The organism is Streptomyces sp. NPDC005866 (genome assembly GCF_040629895.1).
GTDB lineage: Bacteria > Actinomycetota > Actinomycetes > Streptomycetales > Streptomycetaceae > Streptomyces.
Genome location: NZ_JBEXWP010000010.1, coordinates 149921 through 170513 on the forward strand (window position 1 = coordinate 149921; position 20593 = coordinate 170513).

Sequence of the window (20593 nt, forward strand, 5' to 3'; positions counted from 1 at the left end):
AGACCGTGCCGAGCTCGGACATCACCTACAAGTGACCCTGGGCGGTGGGGCCGTCGCCGGGCCGGGCCGGTCCCACCGCGGAGGGGTCCCGTTTCCTGCCGGGCGGGTTCCCTCCCCGGTGTGCGGTGGTAGGACAGGGCTGTAGTCGGCACTACGGACGACAGCCCGTGTCCGGGCCGAACGAGGGGACGGGGAGAGGGAGTTGGGCATGGCGGCAGAGAACATCGACGATGTCGTGGACAGGCTCGCCGGGATCGTGCGGGAGGCCGGCCGCGGCGGTGACCGGGTCGGGTACTTCGCTGCGCTGTACCGGCAGGTGACCGTCGAGGTCCGCACGGCCATCCACGGTGGGCTGTTCGACGACGGCGTCCGAATGGACCGCTTCGACACACACTTCGGCAACCGCTACTTCGAGGCGTACGACGCCTGGCGTCGTGACCGGAGCGGGCCGCGCTGCTGGCGTGAGGCGTTCGGGCTGCTCGACGACGCCGACACCATCATCGTCCAGCACTTGCTACTCGGCGTGAACGCGCACATCAACCTCGACCTGGCCGTCGCCGCCGCGCGGACCAGCCCGGGCTCGGCCATCCAGGAGTTGCGGCACGACTTTCTGCTGATCAACGACATCCTTGCGCGGGTGGTGCTGGCGGTGCAGGACTCGGTCGACGCTCTGTCGCCGTTCATGTCGCTGCTGGATCAGGTCGGAGGCCGCACCGACGAGCGGATCCTCGACTTCAGTGTCCGTCAGTCCCGCGAGGAGGCGTGGTACAACGCCGTTCTGCTCGCCGGCCAGAGCGAAGCAGAGCGCGCGGCCACCATCGAGCGGCTCGACGTCCGGGCCGCCGTGCTCGCACGGCTCATCGCACGGCCGGGCGGCCTGGTCCGGCCGGCCCTGGAACTCATCCGGGGAACGGAGAGTGGCGACGTACCGGCCGTCATCACGCATCTGGACAACGCCATGGAGCGTCCCGCCGCCCGCCAGGGGACGGGGTGAGGCCCGGCGGGGTGTGTTGACAGGTCAGTCCCGCACACCCGGTCCGTCACGAACCGGAAGTAACGGGGTGGCGGGCCCAGAGGGCGGCGGCGCTCCGCCGCCTCTCCCCCACCGCACACCTGATCGGCCCGATGGGCCTCTGCAAGCGGCCCGGTGACCTCAGTCGGCCAAGTCTCCCGCCGCCTCCCCCAGTTCCGTCCGGTAGGCGGCGTAGGCGGTGCGCAGATCGTCGCCCGGCCAGTCGGCGGGCAGGAGTTCCGGCGGCAGGACAGGATCCGTCAGCAAGTGGCGTACGGCCGCCGCGAAGACCGTGAAGCGGTCGGGTGGGCGGTGGGATTGGGCCGCGTGGGTCAGGAGGGCGCGGGCGGTGGCGGCCCAGGTGGTCAACGGCCAGAGGTGGGCGGCCAGTTCGGGTGCGGGGCGGGACGGACGGGCCGTGCAGGGCTCGGCGATCTCCAGCACGTCGCCGGGGAGGGGCCTGGCCAGGTTCGCCGGGCGGAGCCAGACGCCCTCGCGGAGTTCGGCCAGGCGGAGGGAGGTCAAGCGGGTGCGCTGGTCCGCGCGTTCGGCGGGGCCGCGGCCCGTGGTCGTGATGACCAGCATCTCCCAGTCGCCGTGCCACGCGCGCGTGCGGGGCCGTACCGCCTCGTCCTGGCGGCGCTGGCGGGCCAGCAGCCGGTCGCTCAGGCCGTACACGGCGTCGTCGGACCGGCGCAGGTCGCCGGCCGCCGTCATACGGCTGAGCGCGGCCCGGAGTGCGGAGCCGCCGACCCCGAACGGCTCCACGAGGCGGATCAGGTCCTTCACCGGCAGCTGTGGCGGATGCGTGCCCAGCAGCAGGCTCAGCACGACCGACCGGGCGGACAGCGGCCGCAGGTCGAGGTCGGCGGGCTGGGCGGACACGTTCATGCGCATGGTCACGTACTGTACGTGCGGCTTGATATTGCGTCATTGCTACAGCCGCAGCGAGAGTGCAACATGGGGGCATGGACTCCACCGCCGCGCTTCCGCAGCCGCAGTACGTCACTCACGACGTCACCAATCAGGCGCCGCCGCTCGTCCCGTACGACGCCTCCGACGACCCAGCGCTCCTTGAGGGGCTGCGCCGGGAGGGCGCCGAGTGGGCCGAGGAGGGGATCCGGCGGCTCGGGGTGCGGGCCGGGAGCGCGGAGGCACAGGAGTGGGGCGAACTGGCCAACCGGCACGAGCCGGAGCTGCGCACCCACGACCGGTACGGCAACCGGATCGACGAGGTCGACTTCCACCCCAGCTGGCATCACCTGATGCGGGTGGCCGTGGCCGAGGGGCTGGCGGGGGCGGCCTGGGCGGACGACCGGCCCGGCGCCCACGTCGCGCGGACGGCCGGCGGGCTGGTGTGGGGACACACCGAATCCGGCCACGGTTGTCCCACCTCGATGACCTATGCGGCCGTCCCCGCGCTGCGCGCCACGCCGGAGCTGGCCAAGGTGTACGAACCGCTGCTGACCAGCCGGGAGTACGACCACCAGCTGCGCCTGCCGACCGAGAAGCCGGGACTGCTCGCCGGGATGGGGATGACCGAGAAGCAGGGCGGTTCGGACGTACGGACGAACACGACGGCCGCCACGCCCACCGCCGAGCCGGGCGTCTACACCCTGCGCGGGCACAAGTGGTTCACGTCGGCGCCGATGTGCGACGTCTTCCTGGTGCTGGCGCAGGCGCCGGGCGGGCTGTCGTGCTTCCTCGTCCCGCGCGTGCTGCCGGACGGCAGCCGCAACGCCTTCCGCATCCAGCGGCTCAAGGACAAGCTCGGCAACCGGTCGAACGCCTCCTCCGAGCCGGAGTTCGACGGCACCGTGGCCTGGCTCGTCGGGCCCGAGGGGCGGGGTGTGAAGACCATCATCGAGATGGTCAACTGCACCCGGCTGGACTGTGTGATGAACTCGGCGACCCTGATGCGCAAGACGCTCGTCGAGGCGGGTCATCATGTCCGCCACCGCAGCGCGTTCGGCGCGCGGCTGGTCGACCAACCGCTGATGCGGAACGTCCTGGCCGATCTGGCGCTGGAGTCGGAGGCCGCGACCACGCTCACGCTGCGGCTGGCGGGGGCGGCGGACCGCGCTGTGCGCGGGGACGAGCGGGAGCGGGCCTTCCGGCGGATCGCGACCGGCGTCGGCAAGTACTGGGTCACCAAGCGCGGCCCGGCCTTCACGGCCGAGGCCCTGGAGTGCCTGGGCGGCAACGGCTACGTCGAGGACTCCGGTATGCCCCGCCACTACCGCGAGGCACCCCTGCTGTCGATCTGGGAGGGCTCCGGGAACGTCAACGCGCTCGACGTGCTGCGGGCGCTCGTGCGCGAACCCGGCGCCGCCGACGCCCTGTTCGGGGAGCTCGCCCACGCGCGCGGGGCGGATACCCGGCTGGACGCCACCGTGACCCGGCTGAAGACCGAGTTGACGGAAACCGATCAGGTGGGCGCCCGCCGGCTGGTCGAGCGGATGGCGCTCGCCCTCCAGGCGTCCCTGCTGGTCCGGTATGCCCCCGCCGCCGTCGCGGACGCCTTCTGCGCGACCCGGCTCGGCGGCGACTGGGGGCACGCGTTCGGCACGCTGCCCGCCGGAGCCGGGCTCGACGCGATCCTGGAGAGGGCGCTGCCTGGCGGGAACTGATCCGTCCGCGGGCCGCCTTGGCCCGTGAGCGTCGACAGATCGCACACAGTCGTCGTCCGATTCCGCATCGTTGTCAGTGCCGTGGTGCAAACTCCGGATCAGGTGGTACTTGCCTGGGGAGGACAACGTGTTCACGGGGATCGACGAGGTCGACTGGCCCTCGCTGCGGCACGCGTACGGCAGCGCGGAGGACGTGCCCGGTCTGCTGCGGGGACTGGCCTCGGCGGACGTGGCCGAACGGGAAGTCGCGCTCGACGGGATGTATGGCTCGGTGCACCACCAGGGGAACGTGTACGACTCGACGCTCGCCTGCGTCCCGTTCCTCTTCGCGCTCGCTTCCCGCGCGGAGGTGCGGGACCGGGGCGCCATAGTCGAACTGCTGGTCAGCATCGGGGCGGAGAGCGCCGGTCCGCCCGCCCGGGCCGCCGTGCGCGCGGGTGCCGAGGCCTTCGTGCCGTTGGCCGACGACCCGTGCCCCGGGGTGCGGCGGGCGGCTGCCGGTGCCCTGGTGCGGTTCCTCGACGAGCCGGCGCGGGTGCTGGAGCTGCTGCGTCGGCGGACCATTGTGGAGCGCGACGAGCAGGTGCTGCCGACCCTGGCTGCGGCCCTCGGCCTGTTCGTACGACGCCATCCCGACGAAGCGGCCGGGGCGGTGAACCTGCTCGCCGCGCAGAGCGAGCCGCCGCACTCCCCGGCGATGCGGCTCGCCGCACTCGGCCAGCTGGCCCTCGGCGCGCCGGAGCGGCTGCCCGCCGATCTGGTGCCGACGGCGGTCCGGCTGCTCAGAGAGCGGTCCGAGCGGCGCGCGACGGGTCCGGACCGGGTGGACCCGGACACGCTCGTCGGCCGGATACGGCGGCTGCGGCCGTCGGACGAGGAGGGCTCGTATCTGCTGCGTACCCTGCACCGGGCGCTGGACGACCGGGTGGCCGACCGGATCGCCCTGCTGGTCGGCCAGTTGGGCAGTCCGGACCCGATGGACCGGTGCAACGGGGTGTGGATGTCGGCCCGGCTGTTCCGTGAGTGGCGGGCGGACTTCACCGCGCCCGTCTCACTGATCGGCGCCCAACTGGGCAGCGAAGAGGACCATTTGCGTGACGCGGCCGTCTCGGTGATCGCGGAGCTGTTCTGGCTGGCCGCGCCCGCCACCGACGAACTGCACGCGCTGGTGATCGCGCGGCCCGACCTGTGGGTGCACACCTGGGAGCGCGGCAGACCCTCGCTGGGCGGGCCGCTCAAGGGGCTGGCCAGAAGCGGTGATCAGCGTGCGGTCCCGGTCCTGGCGCAGTTACTGGCGGGCCCGGTGGTTCCGGCCGGCCTGGGCTTCGAGGTGGTCCATCTGGGCCCGGCGGCGGCTCCGCTCGCCCCCGCGCTGCGGCACCGGCTCGGCCAGGTCCCGCTGGACGCGCCCGAGGCCGCCGAACTGGCCGCTCCGCTGCTGGCGGCGCTCACCGCACTCAAGGACCCGGCGGCGGTACCGGAGGTGCTGCGACTGCTGCGCGGCGCACCGGACGGGCTCGGGGCACGGGAGGCCCTCGTCGGGCAGGCGGTGCGGGCGCTCGACGCCCTGGGGACGGTGGCCCGGGCGGCGGCGCCGGTGCTGCGCCGGCTCCTGGACACCCGGCACGCGGCCCTGGCGGCGGGGGCCCTGTGGTCGGCGGAGGGCGACGCGGACGCCGTACTTCCCGCACTGTTACGGGAGCTGAGGTACGGCCGCGGCCGCAGTGCCAGGACCGCGGCCGAGCAACTGGGGCGGCTCGGGCCCGCCGCACGGGACGCGCTGCCCGCGCTGCGGGGGCTGGCCGGATCCGGCCGGGTGTGGGAACGGACCACGGCGGCACGGGCGTTGTGGCGCATCGAGGGGGATCCGGGTCCCGTGCTGCCGGTGTTCCGGGCCGCCTGGTCGGAGAACCCGTACGCCCGCGCAACGATCGCCAAGTGCCTGGCCACGATGGGCCCGGCGGGCGCACCGCTGCGCGACCTGGTGGCGGCCGAACTCGCCACCGCCCGACGGCACACGGCACGGCCGGGCGGGTACGGCAGCCACGACATCGCCCAGGACGAGCGGCTGCTCGCCAACTGCCGGGAGGCGCTGGCCAGTCAGTGACCTCGGAGCCCCCGGGACGGGCGACGGCCTCAGCCGGTCGTACGCCCCCACTGCGGCCCGAGCCGCGACCACTCCGCGTCCCAGCGATCCATCCGCCGCCGTTCCAGCCGGCCGCGCACCACGAGCCCTGCGACGAAGGGGACGGCGGCCGCGCTCAGCCCGACCAGACCGCCGATCAGCGCGGAGCGGAAGTGGGCCTCGGAGGCGGTGGCGGGCCGGGTGACTAGATGCCCCTGGGGGTCCGACCAGAGGGTGACCGGAGTGCCGACCCTGCTGCCGGCCGAGACCCGGGCCTGGCCGGTGTGCGCGGAGCCGTCGGTGACGGTCCAGCCCACCCTCGCCCAGACCCGTTCGCCGCCGGAGGAGTCGGACTTCGGTCCGGACCCTCCTGGGGCCTTGTCCATGACATGGGCCACGACCGGGTGCCATTCGACACGCTCGCGGGCCAGGCCGTCCTCGACCGACCGGGCCGCCTCGAGGCCGCCGAGCACCCCGGCCAGGACGGTGAACAGCCAGGCGCCGAGCACCACCCAGGCCTCCATCGTGTCGGCTCGGCGCTTCAGCGGGTTGCGCCGCCAGCGCCACAACCAGACCTTCGGACCACGGAACGCCTTCAAAGGCATCCTCCTCACGCGCGCACGGACAGCCCGGACCGCCCTCCCATACGGGAGAGGCCGTTCCGTTGCTCACAGCGAACCTCCGAGGCGACGGTCGCACGACTGACCCCGATCGCGCAGGCGTCTTCCGGAACGAGTTCCGCCCGCTTGTTTCGATCAGCCGACACGACGACCCTGAGCTGCGAAAACGAACGGTCCTGAGGTCGCTGTCAGTGGCGGGGTGCAGACTGGCCGATATCTGAAGGTGGGTTGTGACAAAGACGTCATGGAGGTGATGGGCATGGCCGAGGTACTGCTCGCCGTGGGCACCCGCAAGGGTCTGTTCCTCGGGCGGCGGCGAGGTGGCAGCGCCTGGGAGTTCGACGAGAGTCCGTACTTCAACGCACAGGCGATCTACTCGGTCGCCATCGACACCCGGGGCGAGCGGCCCCGGCTGCTGGCGGGCGGCGACAGCGCGCACTGGGGGCCGTCGGTGTTCCACTCCGACGACCTGGGCCGCACCTGGACCGAACCGGCCCGGCCCGCCGTGAAGTTCCCCAAGGACACCCAGGCCTCGCTGGAGCGGGTCTGGCAGCTGCACCCGGCCGCCGCCGAACCGGACGTGGTGTACGCGGGCACGGAACCGGCCGCGCTGTACCGCTCCGAGGACCGCGGGGAGAGCTTCGATCTCGTCCGGCCGCTGTGGGAGCACCCCACACGCGACCAGTGGGTGCCGGGCGGCGGCGGTGAGGGCCTGCACACCGTCGTCACGGACCAGCGGGACCCCAAGTCGGTGACGGTGGCCGTCTCGACGGCCGGGGTGTTCCGCACCACCGACGGCGGCGCGAGCTGGACACCGTCCAACTCCGGTGTCTCCGCGGTGTTCCTGCCGGACCCCGACCCGGAGTTCGGCCAGTGCGTGCACAAGGTCGCCCAGGACGCGGGCAGTCCGGACCGGCTGTATCTGCAGAACCACTGGGGGGTGTACCGAAGCGACGACGCGGGGGCGCACTGGACCGACATCGGCGCGGGACTGCCGTCCACCTTCGGCTTCGCGGTGGCCGCCCATCCGCACCGCGCGGAGACGGCGTATGTGTTCCCGATCAACGCCGACGCGGACCGGGTGCCCGCCCAGCACCGCTGCCGGGTCTTCCGTACGTCCGACGCGGGCGACACCTGGGAGCCGCTGTCGGCGGGGCTGCCGGCGGAGGACCACTACGGCACGGTGCTGCGCGACGCGCTCTGCACGGACGACGCGGATCCGGCCGGGGTGTACTTCGGCAATCGCAACGGCGAGGTGTTCGCATCGGCCGACGACGGCGACAGCTGGCGCCAGTTGGCCTCCCATCTGCCGGACGTGCTGTGCGTGCGGGCGGCGGTCGTCGCCTGAGCTGAACGCCCTGTGGTTCGGGCCCGCAGTGCCGGTAATGCGGGCCCGGATCACCAGCGCCGTGGATGCAGACGCTCACAGACCGTCCGCCGCCGTGAGCGCCCCGAGCGCACTGGCCTGGGTTCGCCAGTCCAGCTGGTTCGGGGTGGCGCCGGACCAGCGTTGGCCGAGCCGGTTCAGGGGGTCGCGGTCGGTGGTCCAGACCGAGTCGGCCTGTTGGGTGATGTACGCCCGGTAGGTGGCGGAGCCGGTGCCGTTCGCCAGGTCGGCGAAGTGCCGCATGAAGATGCCCTTGAACTGCTTCTGATTGTCGTCGCAGGATTAGCCGGTGTCGCATGACTCGGTCAGGACGCCGTCGCGGGTCAGCGCCGGCGAGGCGATCGCGGCGTCCGCCAGGCGCCTGGCGGTGTCCAGGTACCGGCTCTGGCCGGTGGAGCGCCACAGCTCGGTGAAGGCGCCGATGGCGAGACCCTGGTTGTAACTCCAGACGGTCTGCCAGTTGTTGGCGCAGTTCGTGGTGAGGCCGTCGTTGACCAGGCCGGCCGAGTTGATCATTCCGGCGGCGAGGTACCAGTCCGCCGCCGTGGTCGCGCGGGTGCCCCACACGGTGTCGCCGCTGATCCGCTGGTGCAGGGACGTGGTGAGCCACAGATAGGGGCCGTTGGTCACGGCGTTCTTGTAGGTGCGCTCCCGGTCCCACCACACGCCGCCGCCGCACGTCCCGGTGTCCCAGTACTGGTGGACGTAGTCGGTGATGGTGATCGCCTCGTCCAGATACCGCTGCTCGTGCGTGTGGTCGTATGCGGCCAGCCAGGCCACGGCCCACCATGCCGAGTCGTCGATGGCGCGGCTGATGAAGTCCCCCTCGACGGGGTCGGAGCTTCGCGTGCCCGCGGCGAAGGTGCCCCGGTTCTGTTCGAAGGTGCGGGCGATCATCCGGTCGTAGTCGTGCCGGCCGGTTCGTTTCGCGAAGTCGATGAGCGCGGTGAGGGAGGCGGCGGAGTTCCACCAGCTGCTGCGCCACCAGCCCTCGTAGGGGTTGTAGGACGCCGCCAGTGCCTCCGCCGCCGCGCGCGCCCGGGTCGGCGAGGGCCGGACCCAGGCGGTGCAACTGCCTTGGTTGTGGCTCGCCTCGCGACCGCAGGCTCGGACCGCGCCGCCGAACAGCAGGCCGCGCGGGTCACGGGTGGCGGACATGGAGGTACGTGTAGAGGTCGCACCGGAGGCTCGGGGGTGCCGGCGGGACGAGGACGGCGAGCAGCGCCGGGGCGAGTGCGGCCGTGATGCGGGGAAGGCGGCGCCGTCGTGGTCTCTGTATGGGGGTCATGGGGCCTGCCTGCTCTGGCGAGGGATATGAGAGCGCTCCCAGAAGGTAGGAAAGAGCCGTGGCCGCGTCAACGTTGCGCGCGGATACGGTTGTTGAACTGTCCGGGCGCTAATGGACCCCCGCCAGGACTTCCGCGGCGGCCACTCCGGAGGCGGCGGTGGCACCGTGTGTGAACATCTGGGCGGCCGCGGGGACAGGGGCGCCCGGCAGGCCCATCTCCACGACGATCGCGTCGGGGCGAGCGGCGATGAGCTCGGCGAGGGCGTGCGCCATCCATCCGTGCCGGGAGGCGTCCCTGACGACCACTACCAGCGGGCGTCCCGCGGCGGGTGTCAGGGCGTGCGTCTTCAGGGTGGCGGTGCGTGACCGCAGGTCCTCCTGGCACACCCGGACGGAGGTCGTTCCGGGCAGTCGCTCGACCAGCGGGGCGGCCACGCCCCAGGGGGTCTCCTTGCCGATGGCCAGGTTGGTGGTGGGCACCAGCTCCACCACGTGCGGTGCGGCGGACAGGGGTACCGAGTCCTGCACGGCGCCGGTCAGCCGGATGGCCCGGCGGGCGGCCGCGATGCCGATGCGGGTGCCGTTCGTGCCGGCAGGGCCGGCCGGGCGCAGGCCTGCCGACCACGCCGCGAACTCCCGCACGCGATCGCTCGCGTCGGCGAGCCGCACCTCCGGGAGGTCCCCGGACACGACGGCGTCGACCAGGGCGTCGGCGAGCAGTCCGACGGTGGCCTCCTCGGCGTTCTCACCGCCGACGCAGACGGCGTCGGCACCGGCGGCGACGGCTCGCACGGTGGCCCCGCCGATGCCGTAGCGATCGGCGACGGCACCCATCTCGATGGCGTCGGTGACGACCATGCCGTCGAACCCGAGCTCCTGACGGAGCAGTCCGTCCAGGATGCGCCGGCTGAGCGTGGCGGGCAGGTCGGTGTCGTAGGCGGGGACCAGCAGGTGGCCGGTCATCACCGCGCGCACGCCGGCGTCCAGGGCGGCGCGGAACGGCGGCAGGGCCTGGGCGGCGATCTGTTCGCGGTCGGCGCCGTAGGTGGGCAGCCCGTGGTGGGAGTCGACGGCGACATCGCCATGGCCGGGGAAGTGCTTGGCGCAGGCGGCGACCCCGGCCGACTGAAGGCCCCGGATCCATGCGCCGGTGTGCCGGGACACCACTGTCGGGTCGACGCCGAAGGATCTGACCCCGATGATCGGGTTGTCGGGGTTGGAGTTGACGTCCGCGCTGGGCGCGTAGTCGAGGCTGATGCCGGCGGCGCGCAGCTGTCGGCCCAGGTCGGCGGCGACGGCCTCGGTGAGCTCGGTGTCGTCGACGGTGCCGAGGGCGAAGTTGCCGGGCCGGGTGGAGCCGGTCGCGGACTCGATCCGGGTGACGTCGCCGGCCTCCTCGTCGATCGCGATGACCAACTCGGGGTTCTCCGCGCGTAGTCGGCCGGTCAGCCGGGCGACCTGGTCGATCGAGACGATGTTGCGGGCGAAGAGCACGACCGAGGCCAGCCCGTCACCGATCTCACGCAGCACCCAGTCCGGCGCGTCGGTGCCCACGAACCCCGGCTGCAGGACGGAGAGCGCAAGTCGTCGCAAGTCCTTGCCGTGTGTGCTGGAGACCATCGAGCGTGCCCTTCAGTTGGTACAGACCAATGAGTCTCCGCTTAGGCTAGCCGCTCCTGTCAAGTGGGTCCGATTTCCGCCTTCTTGACGAAAACACGGCCTCAACTGCCATGTTTGACACGACGAGTTGGTCTAGTCCAAGTTAGGGCTGCGCGAGTTCGAACCGGGGCTGGTGTGTCACGTGGTGCAGTGATCCTGCGGGAACAACCACCGCCCTCGCTCCGCGCATCTGGCGACCCGATCGGGGTCGCCGCAACCTGAGATCGAGGTCTGGAGCACCGCATGCCCACGACTGACCGTTATCTCCATCGAGCCCCGTCGAACCTCCCCTACTTCAGTTCGGACGGCGAGACCTATCTCGCCCCGACACCCCTGCGGGACCTGCACAAGACCCGCCCCCTCCGAGTCCTCTCCGAGGAGGACTTCGCCTTCTGGCAGACCTACGGATACGTCGTGGTGAAGGAGGCGATCCCCGCCTCGTCGGCCCGCCGGCTGCTGGACTTCGCCTGGGAGTTCCAGGGTCTGCACCCCGGTCGCCCGGAGACCTGGTACGAGGACCGCGAATACCGCTCGGACCTGGACCGGCAACTGCACATCTACGGCTTCGTCGAGGCCTACCACCACCAGCTCCTGTGGGACAGCCGCCAGACGCAGCGGGTCTACGACGCGTTCGTGGACGTGTGGGACTGCGAAGAGCTGTGGGTGACGCTCGACCGGCTCAACCTGAACCCGCCGAACGTCAAGAATCGCGACCGGGCCCTGATCCCGGGCACGCAGGAGGGGTTCGACATCGAGCTCCACTGGGATGTCGACACCACCCTCGGAGTCCTGCCGCAACGGGTCCAGGGGATCATCGCCCTGACCGACACCCGGCCGGAACTCGGCGGATTCCAGTGTTGCCCCGAGCTGTTCAAGCGGTTCGACCAGTGGAAGGCGTTCCAGCCCGACGACCGCGACCCGATCCGGCCCAGGATCGACCGCGCGGAGTTCCCCGTGGTGCGACCGGAACTCGAGGCCGGCGATCTGCTGATCTTCAACGGCCTGCTGGCGCACGGCGTGGCGCCCAACACCTCCGACGGGGCGGTGCGTGCGGCCCAGTACCTCTCGATGATGCCGGCGCTGGAGTCCCACCAGGCGCTCAGGCGTTCCCGGATCGAGTCATGGCGCACGCTCAGTACGCCGGACTGGAACGCGACGCTGCTCGGCGACGCCACCCGACACGAGTCCTTGCGGTACGGCAGGGCCGACCTCACCGAACTGGGGGCGAAGTTGCTGGGCCTCAAGTCCTGGAACGGGGCGGACCTCGACGAGGCCCTCGAGCCGGTTGAGCGGGTCGGAGGAGAGATACCGGTCGGAGAAGAGACATGCGCCGAATCTGTCTGACCCTGCCCACCAACAGGCCCTGCTCCGCGACGATCGCCGCCGTTGCCGAGGAAGCGGCTTACGCGGCCGATCACTTCGGCACCGAGGTGCATCTTCTGATCCTGGACTCCTGCTCCGCACCGGTCCATGCGGAACACGCCGAGGCCGTGCGCCGCATCCCGGGCGATCCGCGGATCGTCGTACACCATCTCGACGAGGAGCAGCAGCGGGAGTTTCTGCGGCGGGTGATCGACCGGGCCGGAGTCATGAAGCCCGATCTGCTGCTGGACCTGATGCTCCCGCCCGGCGTCTCCTATGGCGCCTGCACCAACCGCGCGTTCCTCATCGCCGCCGCGCTCGGATGCGAGTCGGTCCACCGCAGGGACTCCGACAGCCGCTACCAGGTGGTGAACGGGGACAACGTTTTCCCCGTCCATCACGAACTCATGTCCCTTGGCAGGCGCGCGGCCGACGCCGCCCACGACGTCACCGAGAACGCACTGGCCACCGACCACATGAGCAGACGGGTCGCGATGGTGGGCAGCTCGTTCGTGGGTGAACTGTCCGTGGACATCGGCGAGATACTCCGGATCGACCTCGCCGTCTACCACGACATGGTCGGTCTGTGGGCGCCCGGCCACTGGTCCGACGAGCAGAAGAGACAACTCGTCGACGAGTCCTTCCGCGGCGCGGGCTCGGACGCCTTCACCACGGATCACTCCACGCTGGCCCTGGTCGACCCCATGCGCGTGGACATGTGCAACATCAGCTTCCACGGAGTACACGAGCGCGTGCCGTTGCCGCCCGCGACCGACACGATCGGCAGCGACTACTTCCTGATCCACCTGGTCCACGACGCCGCACTGCCGGGCGTTCTGCACAACCGGAACATCGTCAACTTCTACACGGGTGAGCGCAAGACCGACTCCGGTCTGATCGCGTACCAGCTGCGCTTCGTCAAGTTCCTGCTGTCCATGCTCTACTTCAACTTCATCTACGCCGAAATGGCCCGCGGAGACGCGCGGTTGCTCGACGGCGAGGGGCAGGTGCGCGCGTCCGCCGTCGTCCGGCTGGCGAGGGAGAGCGCGCGGCTCGACCCGGGCGAGAACGTCCGGCGGCTGGACGTCCTCGACTCGGCCTACCGGAAACTGGGCGGCAGATACGCCGAGTTCGCCGATCTCCTGTGGCAGCGCCGCGAACGCCTCCTCGACGAAGCCCGCGGCGACATCGAGGACTTCGCCCTGCTGACGGAGGTGTGGGAACCGCTGGTGCGTGCGGCGAGGCTCACCTCCGTACCTGCGACGCCCGGGCAGCAGCGGTGAGATCGCACATGATCACCGTACTGGAGGGCTCCACCGAGGACCGGATCATCTTCGACCTGACCGGAATCGAGGACGGCTACGACCGGCTGCGGCGTGAACTGCCCGGCGTCGACGTCCGTTTCGCCATGAAGGCCTGCCCGGTGGACGAGGTGCTCGCGTGCCTCGCCGGGAAGGGCGCCGGAGTCGACGGGGCAAGCCCCCGCGAACTGGAGCAGGCGCTGCGCGCGGGCGTGCCGGTCGGCCGGATGCACTACGGCAACACCGTCAAGTCGGACCGGGACATCGCCGAAGCCCACCGGCTCGGGGTCCGGGACTTCGCCACCGACAGCCTGGAGGACATGGCGGCGATCGCGGCCCACGCTCCGGGAGCCCGGGTGTTCGTCAGGCTGGCGACCGACGGTGAAGGGGCACTGTGGGGGCTCAGCGACAAGTTCGGCTGCGCGCCGGCGGACGCGGTGCGCATCCTCGAGGCGGCACGGGTGAAGGGACTGACCCCCTCCGGGCTGTCCGTGCACGTCGGCTCCCAGCAGATGACGGCCGACGCCTGGCACAGTGCCGTCGAGCGCCTGGCGGACGTCCTGACCGCCCTGGGCCGGCGCGGGATCCTGCTGGACCATGTCAACCTCGGCGGCGGTCTGCCGGCCCTCGGATACCTCGACCGGTACGGCACACCGCTGGACCCCCCGCTGGACAAGATCTTCGCCGTGATCCGCGAGGGCGTGCGCCAGCTCAGGAAGGTCCACGGCGAACACCTCGGGTTCGTCATGGAGCCGGGGCGCCATCTCGTCGCCGATCACGGGGTCATCCGGGCCCATGTGGCGAGGCTGTCGAAACGGCGGCGGTCCGACGGCGAGCCGCAGTACTGGCTCTACCTGAGCTGCGGCAAGTTCAACGGCCTGTACGAGATGGACGCGTTGCAGTACCGGCTCGTCTTCCCCACGCACCGTGACGCCGAGTCCGTTCCGGCCGTCGTCGCGGGTCCCACCTGCGACAGCGACGACGCCTACCCCCATGAGCACGGTCTTGTGCAGGTCCCCGCGGATCTGTCGTCGGGAGATCCGGTCTGGGTACTGTCCAGCGGCGCCTACGCGGTCAGCTACACGACCCAGGGGTTCAACGGCTTCGACCCGCTCCCGTACGTCTGCACGGGCGGGGGACGACCATGAGCCGCGACCACGTACACATACGCCACATCACCGACGCCGACTGGGACACCATCGTCGCGATGGAGTCCCGTGCCTACACGGCACTCGGCCTGTCGGAGGGGCGCGCGGAGCTGCGGTCCCGAGCGGACGCCTCGCCGGACACCTGTTTCGTCCTGGACGTCGGCTCAGGGCCGGCCGGGTACGTGCTGGCACTGCCGTATCCGTCCTTCGGATATCCGGACCTCGGACGGACCGAGGCGCCTGCGCTCCCCTCGCGCTCCGCACGCAATCTGCACCTGCACGACATCGTGGTCACGGAGCGGCTGCGCGGCAGGGGACTGGGCCAGCGTCTCCTGAACCACCTGACACTGACCGCCTGTTCGCGCGGGTTCGAGCGGATCTCGCTGATCGCCGTCGGCGGCAGCGAGCCGTTCTGGTCGGCGCGCGGATTCACCGCGCACCCGGGGATCGCCCCGGGCGGTTACGGCACGAACGCCGTCTACATGTCCCGTCTCCATGCCCAAGGCGACGGCCGAGTCGACCAAGCGAGTTGATGTGCGTGTTCCGTGTCCATGATCCCTTTCACCGCGCCCAGTTGGCCATCGCCGCACTGTTCTGTTCGCTCGGTTTCCAGTACGCGACCTGGGCCTCGCGGATTCCCGCCCTCAAGGCGGACCTCGGTCTGACAGCGGCCGAGGTGGGGGTGCTGCTGATGGCCGCGGGCCTTGGTGCCGTGGCGTCGTTCCCGCTGGTGCCGGTGCTCATGAAAAGGCTGGGCTCGGCCCGGCTGGCGCTGCTGTCGGCCCTCTGTCTGACACTGTTGCTCGTCGCACTGGCCGCAGCGCCGGACTATCCCGTCGCCCTGCTGGTCATGGTGGCCGACGGGGTGTTCGTGGGATGCCTGAACGTGGCCATGAACGCGCAGGGAGCGGCCCTGGAGACCCGGTACGAACGCAACGCCATGGCCAGGCTGCACGCGACGTTCAGCGCCGGCTCCCTGCTCGCGGCCCTCCTCGCCTCCGGCATGAACGCGGCGACCTCGTCGGTGGCGGTGCACTTCGGCGTGGCCGCCGTGTTGCTCGTCCTGCTGTCCGCCGTGGCGCGCCCCGGTCTGCTCGACGAGGAGGCGTCCGCCGACGAGAAGCCTGCCAAGGAGAAGAAGAGCGGCGGCGCATGGAGCCTGCCGTCCCGTATGACGCTCTGGATGTGCTGCGCCATGGCGTTCGGCACGGTGACCGAGGGTGCCATGAACGACTGGTCCGCCCTCTACCTGAGGGAAGTCGCCGATGCCTCAGCGGAGTTGGCGCCGGCGGGCATCGCCGTGGTGTCGGGCATGATGGTGGTGGCCCGCCTCTTCGCCGATGGCTGGCGCAGCCGCTGGGGCGACGGGCGGGTCGTCCTGTCGGGCAGTGCGCTGGCCGCCGCCGGGCTGGCCTTCGCCCTGGTGAGCGGGGGTGTGGCGGCGGCCCTGGTCGGGTTCGCCTGCGTCGGGCTGGGCTGTGCGGCCGTCACCCCGTGCGTCTACGTGGCCGCGGCGAAGCAGGGCTCGGAGGCGCTGGCCCTGGTCGCCGCGATGGGCACGACGGGTCTGCTCGCCGGGCCACCGGTCATCGGGTTCGTGGCGAACTCGAGCAGCCTGGTGTGGGGGCTGGCGGTCGTCGCGGCAGCGGCGCTCGTGGTCTCGCTGGCCAGTACGCGGATCCGCTGGACGCCGGCCGGCGGCTGACCGGCGGATGCGTCGACGTCACCGAAGCCGGGCAAGGTACGGCAGACCCCGCACGCGTCGACCACCGGCATCAGCCGAGGGCGGGGATTTGACGCCCTGCCTGCGTTACTACGAAGACCAGGGGTTGCTCAGCAGTTCCCGCAGTGTCAGCGGGCAGCGGCACTAGGGGGAGGGCCGCGTGGATACCTCGTGCTGGTAGCCCTGGCCGGTGAACAACGGCTGCATCTGCTGCACCGTCCGAGGAGATCTCATCCGCATCCTGGGCGCGTTGATGCGTCGCCGCGAGAAGTTCGACCACATCCTCATCGAGACCACCGGCCTGGCCGACCCGGCGCCCGTGGCGCACACCTTCTTCATGGACGACGAAATCGCCGCCCAGCTGCGCCTGGACGCCATTGTCACCCTCGTCGACGCCGCCCATGTGCTCCAGCAACTGGACGAGGTCAAGCCCGAGGGCGTGGAGAACGAGGCCGTCGAGCAGATCGCCTTCGCCGACCGGGTGGTGCTCAACAAGACCGACCTGGCCGACGACGAGACGATCACGGAGGTCGTCCGCCGGATTCGCTGAGCCGATGTCACACCACCGCACCCCGGCGAGGTCGCACGGCGATCGCCGTCACCGCGTACACGGCCGTCGCCGTCGCCAGGATGGCGAAGCTCGGCGGCAGTACCGGCACGGCATAGCTGAGCGCCAGCCCCGTCCACATCTCGGCAACCGCGAGTCCCGGCGACAACAGCAGGGCGTGGTAAGGCCGTTGCACGAGTCTGTGTGCGGCTCCCGCGGGCGCGGCGAGCAGGCCGAGCAGCAGCAGTGAGCCGACCGCCTGGGTGGCCTGCGCCGTGCAGGCTCCGACCAGGACGAGGAAGGCGATGCCGACAGCCCGGACGGGTACTCCGCGGGCCGCCGCCACCGCCTCGTCGACCGAGGCGAACAGCAGCGGGCGGGCCAGCAGCAGGACGGCCCCGCAGATCCCGGCGCCCGTCGCGGCGGCGGTCCACGCCTGGCCTCCCGACAGCCCGAAGACCGAGCCGAACAGGACGCTCACGCCCGCCGTACCGTGCGTGGCGCCCCGTGAGGTCGTGTACAGGGTGAGGAAGAAGGCGCCCAGGCCCAGCAGCCAGGAGAAGACGCTTCCGATGACCACGTCGTCGGCACGTCCCCGCCGCCCGACGGCCCCGGTCAGGACGGCCACGGCGATGGTGCCGGCGAACAGTCCCAGCCGTGGGTGCACTCCCGCCGCGAGGGCGCCCAACGCGCCCGTGAACGCGACATGGCCGAGCGCGTCGCCGGTGAAGATCTGGGCGCGCAGCACCAGGAAGTAGCCGACCAGCCCGGCGGCCGCCGCGATGCCGGTGCCGGCGAGCAGGGCATGGACGAAGAAGGGATGCTCGAAGGCACTCATGCGGTGCTGCCTTCCTGGGCGCGGCCCAGGAGCCGGCCGAGCCGGGTCAGCACGTACGCGGCGAAGGCGAACGTCGTCACGTAGAACCCGATCGGATACGGCGAGTAGTAGGCGGCCACCAGAGCGGCCCACACCGCCGAGACCGCGATCAGCACGGACAGCAGAAGGCTCATCACCGGTCGTGCGGTGAGCTGTTGAGCCGTCGCCGCCGGCATGACGAGCAGCGCGAAGACGAGCAGACTGCCGGTGATCTGGCTGGCGCCCGCCGTGGCCAGGCCCAGCAGGACCAGGAACGCCGCCGACAACGCCCGTACCGGAACGCGCCCTGCCGCGGCGACCGCCTCGTCGACGGAGGCGAACAGCAACGGCCGCCCGATGACCGCCAGCACGCAAAGCGCGGCGACCGCGATCACGGCCAGGGTCAGCACCTGTGCGTCGGTGATCCCCAGGAAGCTCCCGAACAGCAGGGAGTTGATCCCGCCGAGGAAGCCCTTGTACAGGGCGACGAACAGATACCCGCAGGCCAGCAGGAACGCCTGCACGGTCCCGGTCAGCGCGGCGTCCTGTCCGGCCTCGCGCCGGGACACGGCCGCGAGGACCACGGCCGCGCCCACACAGAACGCGAAGTAGCCGAAGGCCGCGCTGATCCCGAGCAGCGTCGCGAACGCGGCGCCGGGGAAGCTCACCATGGCGAGGGTGTGGCCGGCGAAACTCTGCCGCCGCAGGACCATGAACCAGCCCATGACGGCGGCCAGTACGGCCACGATCGTGCCGGCGCGGAAGGCGTGGACCATGAACGGGTACGCCCACAACTCGCTGATGACAGTCACGAGGCGTGCCGATCGCTGTGCACGGCGGGCGGCTCGGGGGCGCCGACCACGACCAGCCGCCCGTCCGTCGCGCGCAGTACCTCCACGGGGGCGCCGTACAGCCGGGTCAGCGTCCGGGTCGTGATGACCTCCTCGGGCCGCCCCGCGGCCACCCCGCCGCCCGCGATGTACACGACGCGGTCGAGCCACGGCAGGATCGGGTTCACGTCGTGGGCGACCATCACCACGCTCGTCCCCCGCTGTCGGCAGATCCGCCCGACCAGCGCGGCGATGGCGCCCTGGTGTGAGAGGTCGAGGCTGTCGAGCGGCTCGTCCAGCAGCAGCAACTCCGGTTCGCGCACCAGGGCTTGGGCGATCAGCAGCCGCTGCTGCTCGCCGCCCGAGCAGGCGCCGATCGGCCGGTGCGCGTACGACGTGGCGCCGACCAACTCGACGGCGTCCGCGACCCGTTCGTGCTGCTCACGCCGGCGTGCGCTGAAGCGGGCGGGCACCGGCAGCGGGACGCCCCAGCGGTCGCCGTCCAGACCGAGGCGCACGATGTCGATACCCCGGATCCTGAGCGACGCGTCGAAGCTGCGGCGTTGGGGCAGGTAGCCCACGCGGTCCCCGGTCCGGCCGGGCATCCCGCCCAGCACCCGCACCTCGCCCGCGGCGGGCGGCACCATCCCGAGCAGCATCTTCACCAGGGTCGACTTTCCGGCCCCGTTCGGACCGAGCACCGCCGCGAACTCCCCCGCACCGACCGTGAGATCCACGTCCGACCACAGGATTCGCCTGCCCACCCGCGCCGCCGCACCCCGCAGGGAGACCACCGGCGCGTCCGCACCCGACCGCTGCGTCGGCACGAGTGCCCGTACGGCCTCGGAACTCATCGCCTGCCCGCCGCCTCGGCCAGCGTCGCCTTCAGCGCAGTCAACTGCCGTACCTGCCAGTCCTGGAAGGACGCCGTGGCCGGGGTGGGCGTCTCGGTGACGGTGACCACCGGAATGCCCGCCGCCTTGGCTGCCTTGACCTGGGCCTGCACGTCCGGGGTGGAGTTCTGGCTGTTGTAGACGTAGACCTTGATCTTCCTGCCCGCGATCTGTCCGTCGATCGTGGACTTGTCCTTGGCCGTCGGATCCGTGCCGTCATTGATCGCCTGGAGGAAGCTCCCAGGCGTGACCAATTTCAGGCCGAGGCCGTCGGCGAGCGGAGTGACGATGGACTCCGAGGCTCCGATCGGGGTGCCGGCGTAGGTCTTCCTGATGCTCGATATGAGCTGGTTGTAGGGCGCGAGGGTCCTGTTCTCGAAGGTCTTCGCGCGGGCGTCGAAGTACGTGGAGTGGTCCGGGTCGATCTTCTTATAGTCGGCGGTGATCTTCTCGATGACCTGGTGGACGTCGTCCGGGAAGAACCAGCGGTGCGGGTTGTCGCCGGGCTTGAGGCCGACCAGGTCGCCGACCTTCAACTCGGTGCGGCCCGAGTCCGGGTTGGCGGCGAGCAGCTTGTCGGCCCAGGCGTCGTAACCGATGCCGTTGACGATGGCGTAGCGGGCGCTGGCGACCTTGCGGCCGTCGGCGGCGGTGGGCTCGTAGTCGTGCGGGTCGGCGTTCGGGTTGCTGATGACGCTGGTGACCTTGACGTGGCTGCCGCCGAGTTGCTGGGCGATGGAGCCCCAGAAGTTCTCCGCGGCCACCACCGGGATCGGGCCGTCGGACGAGGTGGCGGTGCCCGAGGAGGCCGCCGTGGAACAGGCACTCGCACCGGCGCTGAGCAGGACGGCCGTGAGGACGGCGACGGGACGACGGGACAGGGCGGGGCGCATGACGGGGATCTCCTCCGGGAAGCCACTAATGAAAATGGTTTTCACGACCATACGACACAGACCTCCCTGCCGTCATTAGTAATGGGATCCATTTTCATGTAGCGTTTGGCCCCCGCCCACCGGCTCACCAAGGAGGACCCCCCATGGCAGTGCCCAAGCGAAAGATGTCCCGCAGCAACACCCGCCACCGCCGCGCGCAGTGGAAGGCCACCACACCGCAGCTCGTACCGGTCACCGTCGACGGCGTCCCCTACCTGGTTCCGCAGCGGCTGGCCAAGGCGTACGAGCGCGGACTCCTGCGCCCCGAAGGCTGAGCGCC

General features: G+C 71.2%; 21 protein-coding genes. 11 read left to right on the forward strand and 10 right to left on the reverse strand.

What is annotated here, in order from left to right:
• Positions 1-208 precede the first annotated feature (208 nt).
• Entirely contained in the window at positions 209-994 is a 786-nt protein-coding gene (locus tag ABZ396_RS17235; protein WP_358926969.1) for a DUF5995 family protein, read from the forward strand.
• A 159-nt stretch (positions 995-1153) separates the two neighbouring features.
• On the opposite strand, the gene ABZ396_RS17240 is transcribed toward ABZ396_RS17235, so the two are convergent.
• Entirely contained in the window at positions 1154-1909 is a 756-nt protein-coding gene (locus ABZ396_RS17240; protein WP_358926968.1) for a PaaX family transcriptional regulator C-terminal domain-containing protein, read from the reverse strand.
• Between the two features lie 71 nt (positions 1910-1980).
• On the opposite strand from ABZ396_RS17240, the gene ABZ396_RS17245 reads away from it, so the two are divergent.
• Entirely contained in the window at positions 1981-3642 is a 1662-nt protein-coding gene (locus ABZ396_RS17245) for an acyl-CoA dehydrogenase family protein (RefSeq protein WP_358926967.1), read from the forward strand.
• A 127-nt stretch (positions 3643-3769) separates the two neighbouring features.
• Complete coding sequence (locus ABZ396_RS17250; RefSeq protein ID WP_359184905.1) at positions 3770-5749, forward strand: HEAT repeat domain-containing protein; 1980 nt, start codon at positions 3770-3772, stop codon at positions 5747-5749.
• A 29-nt stretch (positions 5750-5778) separates the two neighbouring features.
• Here ABZ396_RS17250 and ABZ396_RS17255 read toward each other — a convergent pair whose 3' ends face one another.
• Positions 5779-6372: a hypothetical protein gene (locus tag ABZ396_RS17255; RefSeq protein ID WP_358921885.1), complete on the reverse strand. Its 594-nt coding sequence runs from the start codon at positions 6370-6372 to the stop codon at positions 5779-5781.
• Between the two features lie 274 nt (positions 6373-6646).
• Here ABZ396_RS17255 and ABZ396_RS17260 point away from each other — a divergent pair, with 274 nt between their 5' ends.
• Positions 6647-7735, forward strand: coding sequence for an exo-alpha-sialidase (locus tag ABZ396_RS17260; RefSeq protein WP_358921887.1), 1089 nt, complete (start codon positions 6647-6649; stop codon positions 7733-7735).
• 75 nt (positions 7736-7810) lie between these two features.
• Here the strand turns inward: ABZ396_RS17260 and ABZ396_RS17265 are convergent, their stop codons facing one another.
• From ABZ396_RS17265 to ABZ396_RS17280, 4 genes are all read right to left on the reverse strand, one after another.
• Positions 7811-8017 carry a hypothetical protein gene (locus ABZ396_RS17265; protein ID WP_358921889.1) on the reverse strand — a complete coding sequence of 69 codons (207 nt, stop codon included), beginning with the start codon at positions 8015-8017 and terminating at the stop codon, positions 7811-7813.
• A 39-nt stretch (positions 8018-8056) separates the two neighbouring features.
• Positions 8057-8932 carry a glycoside hydrolase family 76 protein gene (locus ABZ396_RS17270; protein WP_358921891.1) on the reverse strand — a complete coding sequence of 292 codons (876 nt, stop codon included), beginning with the start codon at positions 8930-8932 and terminating at the stop codon, positions 8057-8059.
• A complete protein-coding gene (locus ABZ396_RS17275) occupies positions 8916-9062 on the reverse strand; it encodes a hypothetical protein (RefSeq protein ID WP_358921893.1) in 147 nt (48 codons plus the stop codon). The genes ABZ396_RS17270 and ABZ396_RS17275 overlap by 17 nt, the downstream gene beginning before the upstream one ends.
• A gap of 108 nt (positions 9063-9170) precedes the next feature.
• A complete protein-coding gene (locus tag ABZ396_RS17280) occupies positions 9171-10682 on the reverse strand; it encodes a glycoside hydrolase family 3 N-terminal domain-containing protein (protein WP_358921895.1) in 1512 nt (503 codons plus the stop codon).
• 282 nt (positions 10683-10964) lie between these two features.
• Between ABZ396_RS17280 and ABZ396_RS17285 the strand changes: the two genes are divergently transcribed.
• The 6 genes from ABZ396_RS17285 to ABZ396_RS17310 all read left to right on the forward strand — a co-directional run bounded on the left by ABZ396_RS17285 (position 10965) and on the right by ABZ396_RS17310 (position 16805).
• Positions 10965-12065: a phytanoyl-CoA dioxygenase family protein gene (locus ABZ396_RS17285; RefSeq protein WP_358921897.1), complete on the forward strand. Its 1101-nt coding sequence runs from the start codon at positions 10965-10967 to the stop codon at positions 12063-12065.
• A complete protein-coding gene (locus ABZ396_RS17290; protein ID WP_358921899.1) occupies positions 12047-13366 on the forward strand; it encodes a DUF6271 family protein in 1320 nt (439 codons plus the stop codon). The genes ABZ396_RS17285 and ABZ396_RS17290 overlap by 19 nt, the downstream gene beginning before the upstream one ends.
• An 8-nt stretch (positions 13367-13374) precedes the next feature.
• Positions 13375-14532, forward strand: a complete 1158-nt coding sequence (locus ABZ396_RS17295) for a type III PLP-dependent enzyme (protein ID WP_358921901.1) — start codon at positions 13375-13377, stop codon at positions 14530-14532.
• Positions 14529-15065 (forward strand): GNAT family N-acetyltransferase, encoded by a 537-nt coding sequence (locus ABZ396_RS17300; protein ID WP_358921905.1) that lies wholly within the window; start codon positions 14529-14531, stop codon positions 15063-15065. Before ABZ396_RS17295 ends, ABZ396_RS17300 begins: the two co-directional genes overlap by 4 nt.
• A complete protein-coding gene (locus ABZ396_RS17305) occupies positions 15065-16237 on the forward strand; it encodes an MFS transporter (protein ID WP_358921906.1) in 1173 nt (390 codons plus the stop codon). The genes ABZ396_RS17300 and ABZ396_RS17305 overlap by 1 nt, the downstream gene beginning before the upstream one ends.
• A 208-nt stretch (positions 16238-16445) precedes the next feature.
• Entirely contained in the window at positions 16446-16805 is a 360-nt protein-coding gene (locus tag ABZ396_RS17310; protein ID WP_358921908.1) for a GTP-binding protein, read from the forward strand.
• Between the two features lie 7 nt (positions 16806-16812).
• Here the strand turns inward: ABZ396_RS17310 and ABZ396_RS17315 are convergent, their stop codons facing one another.
• From ABZ396_RS17315 to ABZ396_RS17330, 4 genes are read right to left on the reverse strand one after another with little or no spacing between them, the layout of a single operon-like run.
• Positions 16813-17640 (reverse strand): metal ABC transporter permease, encoded by an 828-nt coding sequence (locus ABZ396_RS17315; RefSeq protein ID WP_358921910.1) that lies wholly within the window; start codon positions 17638-17640, stop codon positions 16813-16815.
• The gene (locus ABZ396_RS17320; protein WP_358921911.1) at positions 17637-18470 is read right to left on the reverse strand and encodes a metal ABC transporter permease; all 834 of its coding nucleotides are present in this window, start codon (positions 18468-18470) and stop codon (positions 17637-17639) included. Before ABZ396_RS17320 ends, ABZ396_RS17315 begins: the two co-directional genes overlap by 4 nt.
• Positions 18467-19342 carry a metal ABC transporter ATP-binding protein gene (locus tag ABZ396_RS17325; RefSeq protein ID WP_358921912.1) on the reverse strand — a complete coding sequence of 292 codons (876 nt, stop codon included), beginning with the start codon at positions 19340-19342 and terminating at the stop codon, positions 18467-18469. Before ABZ396_RS17325 ends, ABZ396_RS17320 begins: the two co-directional genes overlap by 4 nt.
• Complete coding sequence (locus ABZ396_RS17330) at positions 19339-20319, reverse strand: zinc ABC transporter substrate-binding protein (RefSeq protein WP_358921913.1); 981 nt, start codon at positions 20317-20319, stop codon at positions 19339-19341. Before ABZ396_RS17330 ends, ABZ396_RS17325 begins: the two co-directional genes overlap by 4 nt.
• A 98-nt stretch (positions 20320-20417) precedes the next feature.
• On the opposite strand from ABZ396_RS17330, the gene rpmF reads away from it, so the two are divergent.
• Positions 20418-20588 (forward strand): 50S ribosomal protein L32, encoded by a 171-nt coding sequence (gene rpmF / locus ABZ396_RS17335; RefSeq protein ID WP_181658604.1) that lies wholly within the window; start codon positions 20418-20420, stop codon positions 20586-20588.
• The last annotated feature ends 5 nt before the right edge of the window (positions 20589-20593 follow it).

What these genes read in the sequence shown, in the direction of transcription:
- ABZ396_RS17235 (WP_358926969.1), top strand. Translation starts at nt 209, where the DNA reads ATGGCGGCAGAGAACATCGACGATGTCGTGGACAGGCTCGCCGGGATC.
- ABZ396_RS17240 (WP_358926968.1), bottom strand. Translation starts at nt 1,909, where the DNA reads ATGCGCATGAACGTGTCCGCCCAGCCCGCCGACCTCGACCTGCGGCCG.
- ABZ396_RS17245 (WP_358926967.1), top strand. Translation starts at nt 1,981, where the DNA reads ATGGACTCCACCGCCGCGCTTCCGCAGCCGCAGTACGTCACTCACGAC.
- ABZ396_RS17255 (WP_358921885.1), bottom strand. Translation starts at nt 6,372, where the DNA reads ATGCCTTTGAAGGCGTTCCGTGGTCCGAAGGTCTGGTTGTGGCGCTGG.
- ABZ396_RS17260 (WP_358921887.1), top strand. Translation starts at nt 6,647, where the DNA reads ATGGCCGAGGTACTGCTCGCCGTGGGCACCCGCAAGGGTCTGTTCCTC.
- ABZ396_RS17265 (WP_358921889.1), bottom strand. Translation starts at nt 8,017, where the DNA reads ATGCGGCACTTCGCCGACCTGGCGAACGGCACCGGCTCCGCCACCTAC.
- ABZ396_RS17270 (WP_358921891.1), bottom strand. Translation starts at nt 8,932, where the DNA reads ATGTCCGCCACCCGTGACCCGCGCGGCCTGCTGTTCGGCGGCGCGGTC.
- ABZ396_RS17275 (WP_358921893.1), bottom strand. Translation starts at nt 9,062, where the DNA reads ATGACCCCCATACAGAGACCACGACGGCGCCGCCTTCCCCGCATCACG.
- ABZ396_RS17280 (WP_358921895.1), bottom strand. Translation starts at nt 10,682, where the DNA reads ATGGTCTCCAGCACACACGGCAAGGACTTGCGACGACTTGCGCTCTCC.
- ABZ396_RS17285 (WP_358921897.1), top strand. Translation starts at nt 10,965, where the DNA reads ATGCCCACGACTGACCGTTATCTCCATCGAGCCCCGTCGAACCTCCCC.
- ABZ396_RS17290 (WP_358921899.1), top strand. Translation starts at nt 12,047, where the DNA reads ATGCGCCGAATCTGTCTGACCCTGCCCACCAACAGGCCCTGCTCCGCG.
- ABZ396_RS17295 (WP_358921901.1), top strand. Translation starts at nt 13,375, where the DNA reads ATGATCACCGTACTGGAGGGCTCCACCGAGGACCGGATCATCTTCGAC.
- ABZ396_RS17300 (WP_358921905.1), top strand. Translation starts at nt 14,529, where the DNA reads ATGAGCCGCGACCACGTACACATACGCCACATCACCGACGCCGACTGG.
- ABZ396_RS17305 (WP_358921906.1), top strand. Translation starts at nt 15,065, where the DNA reads ATGTGCGTGTTCCGTGTCCATGATCCCTTTCACCGCGCCCAGTTGGCC.
- ABZ396_RS17315 (WP_358921910.1), bottom strand. Translation starts at nt 17,640, where the DNA reads ATGAGTGCCTTCGAGCATCCCTTCTTCGTCCATGCCCTGCTCGCCGGC.
- ABZ396_RS17325 (WP_358921912.1), bottom strand. Translation starts at nt 19,342, where the DNA reads ATGAGTTCCGAGGCCGTACGGGCACTCGTGCCGACGCAGCGGTCGGGT.
- rpmF (WP_181658604.1), top strand. Translation starts at nt 20,418, where the DNA reads ATGGCAGTGCCCAAGCGAAAGATGTCCCGCAGCAACACCCGCCACCGC.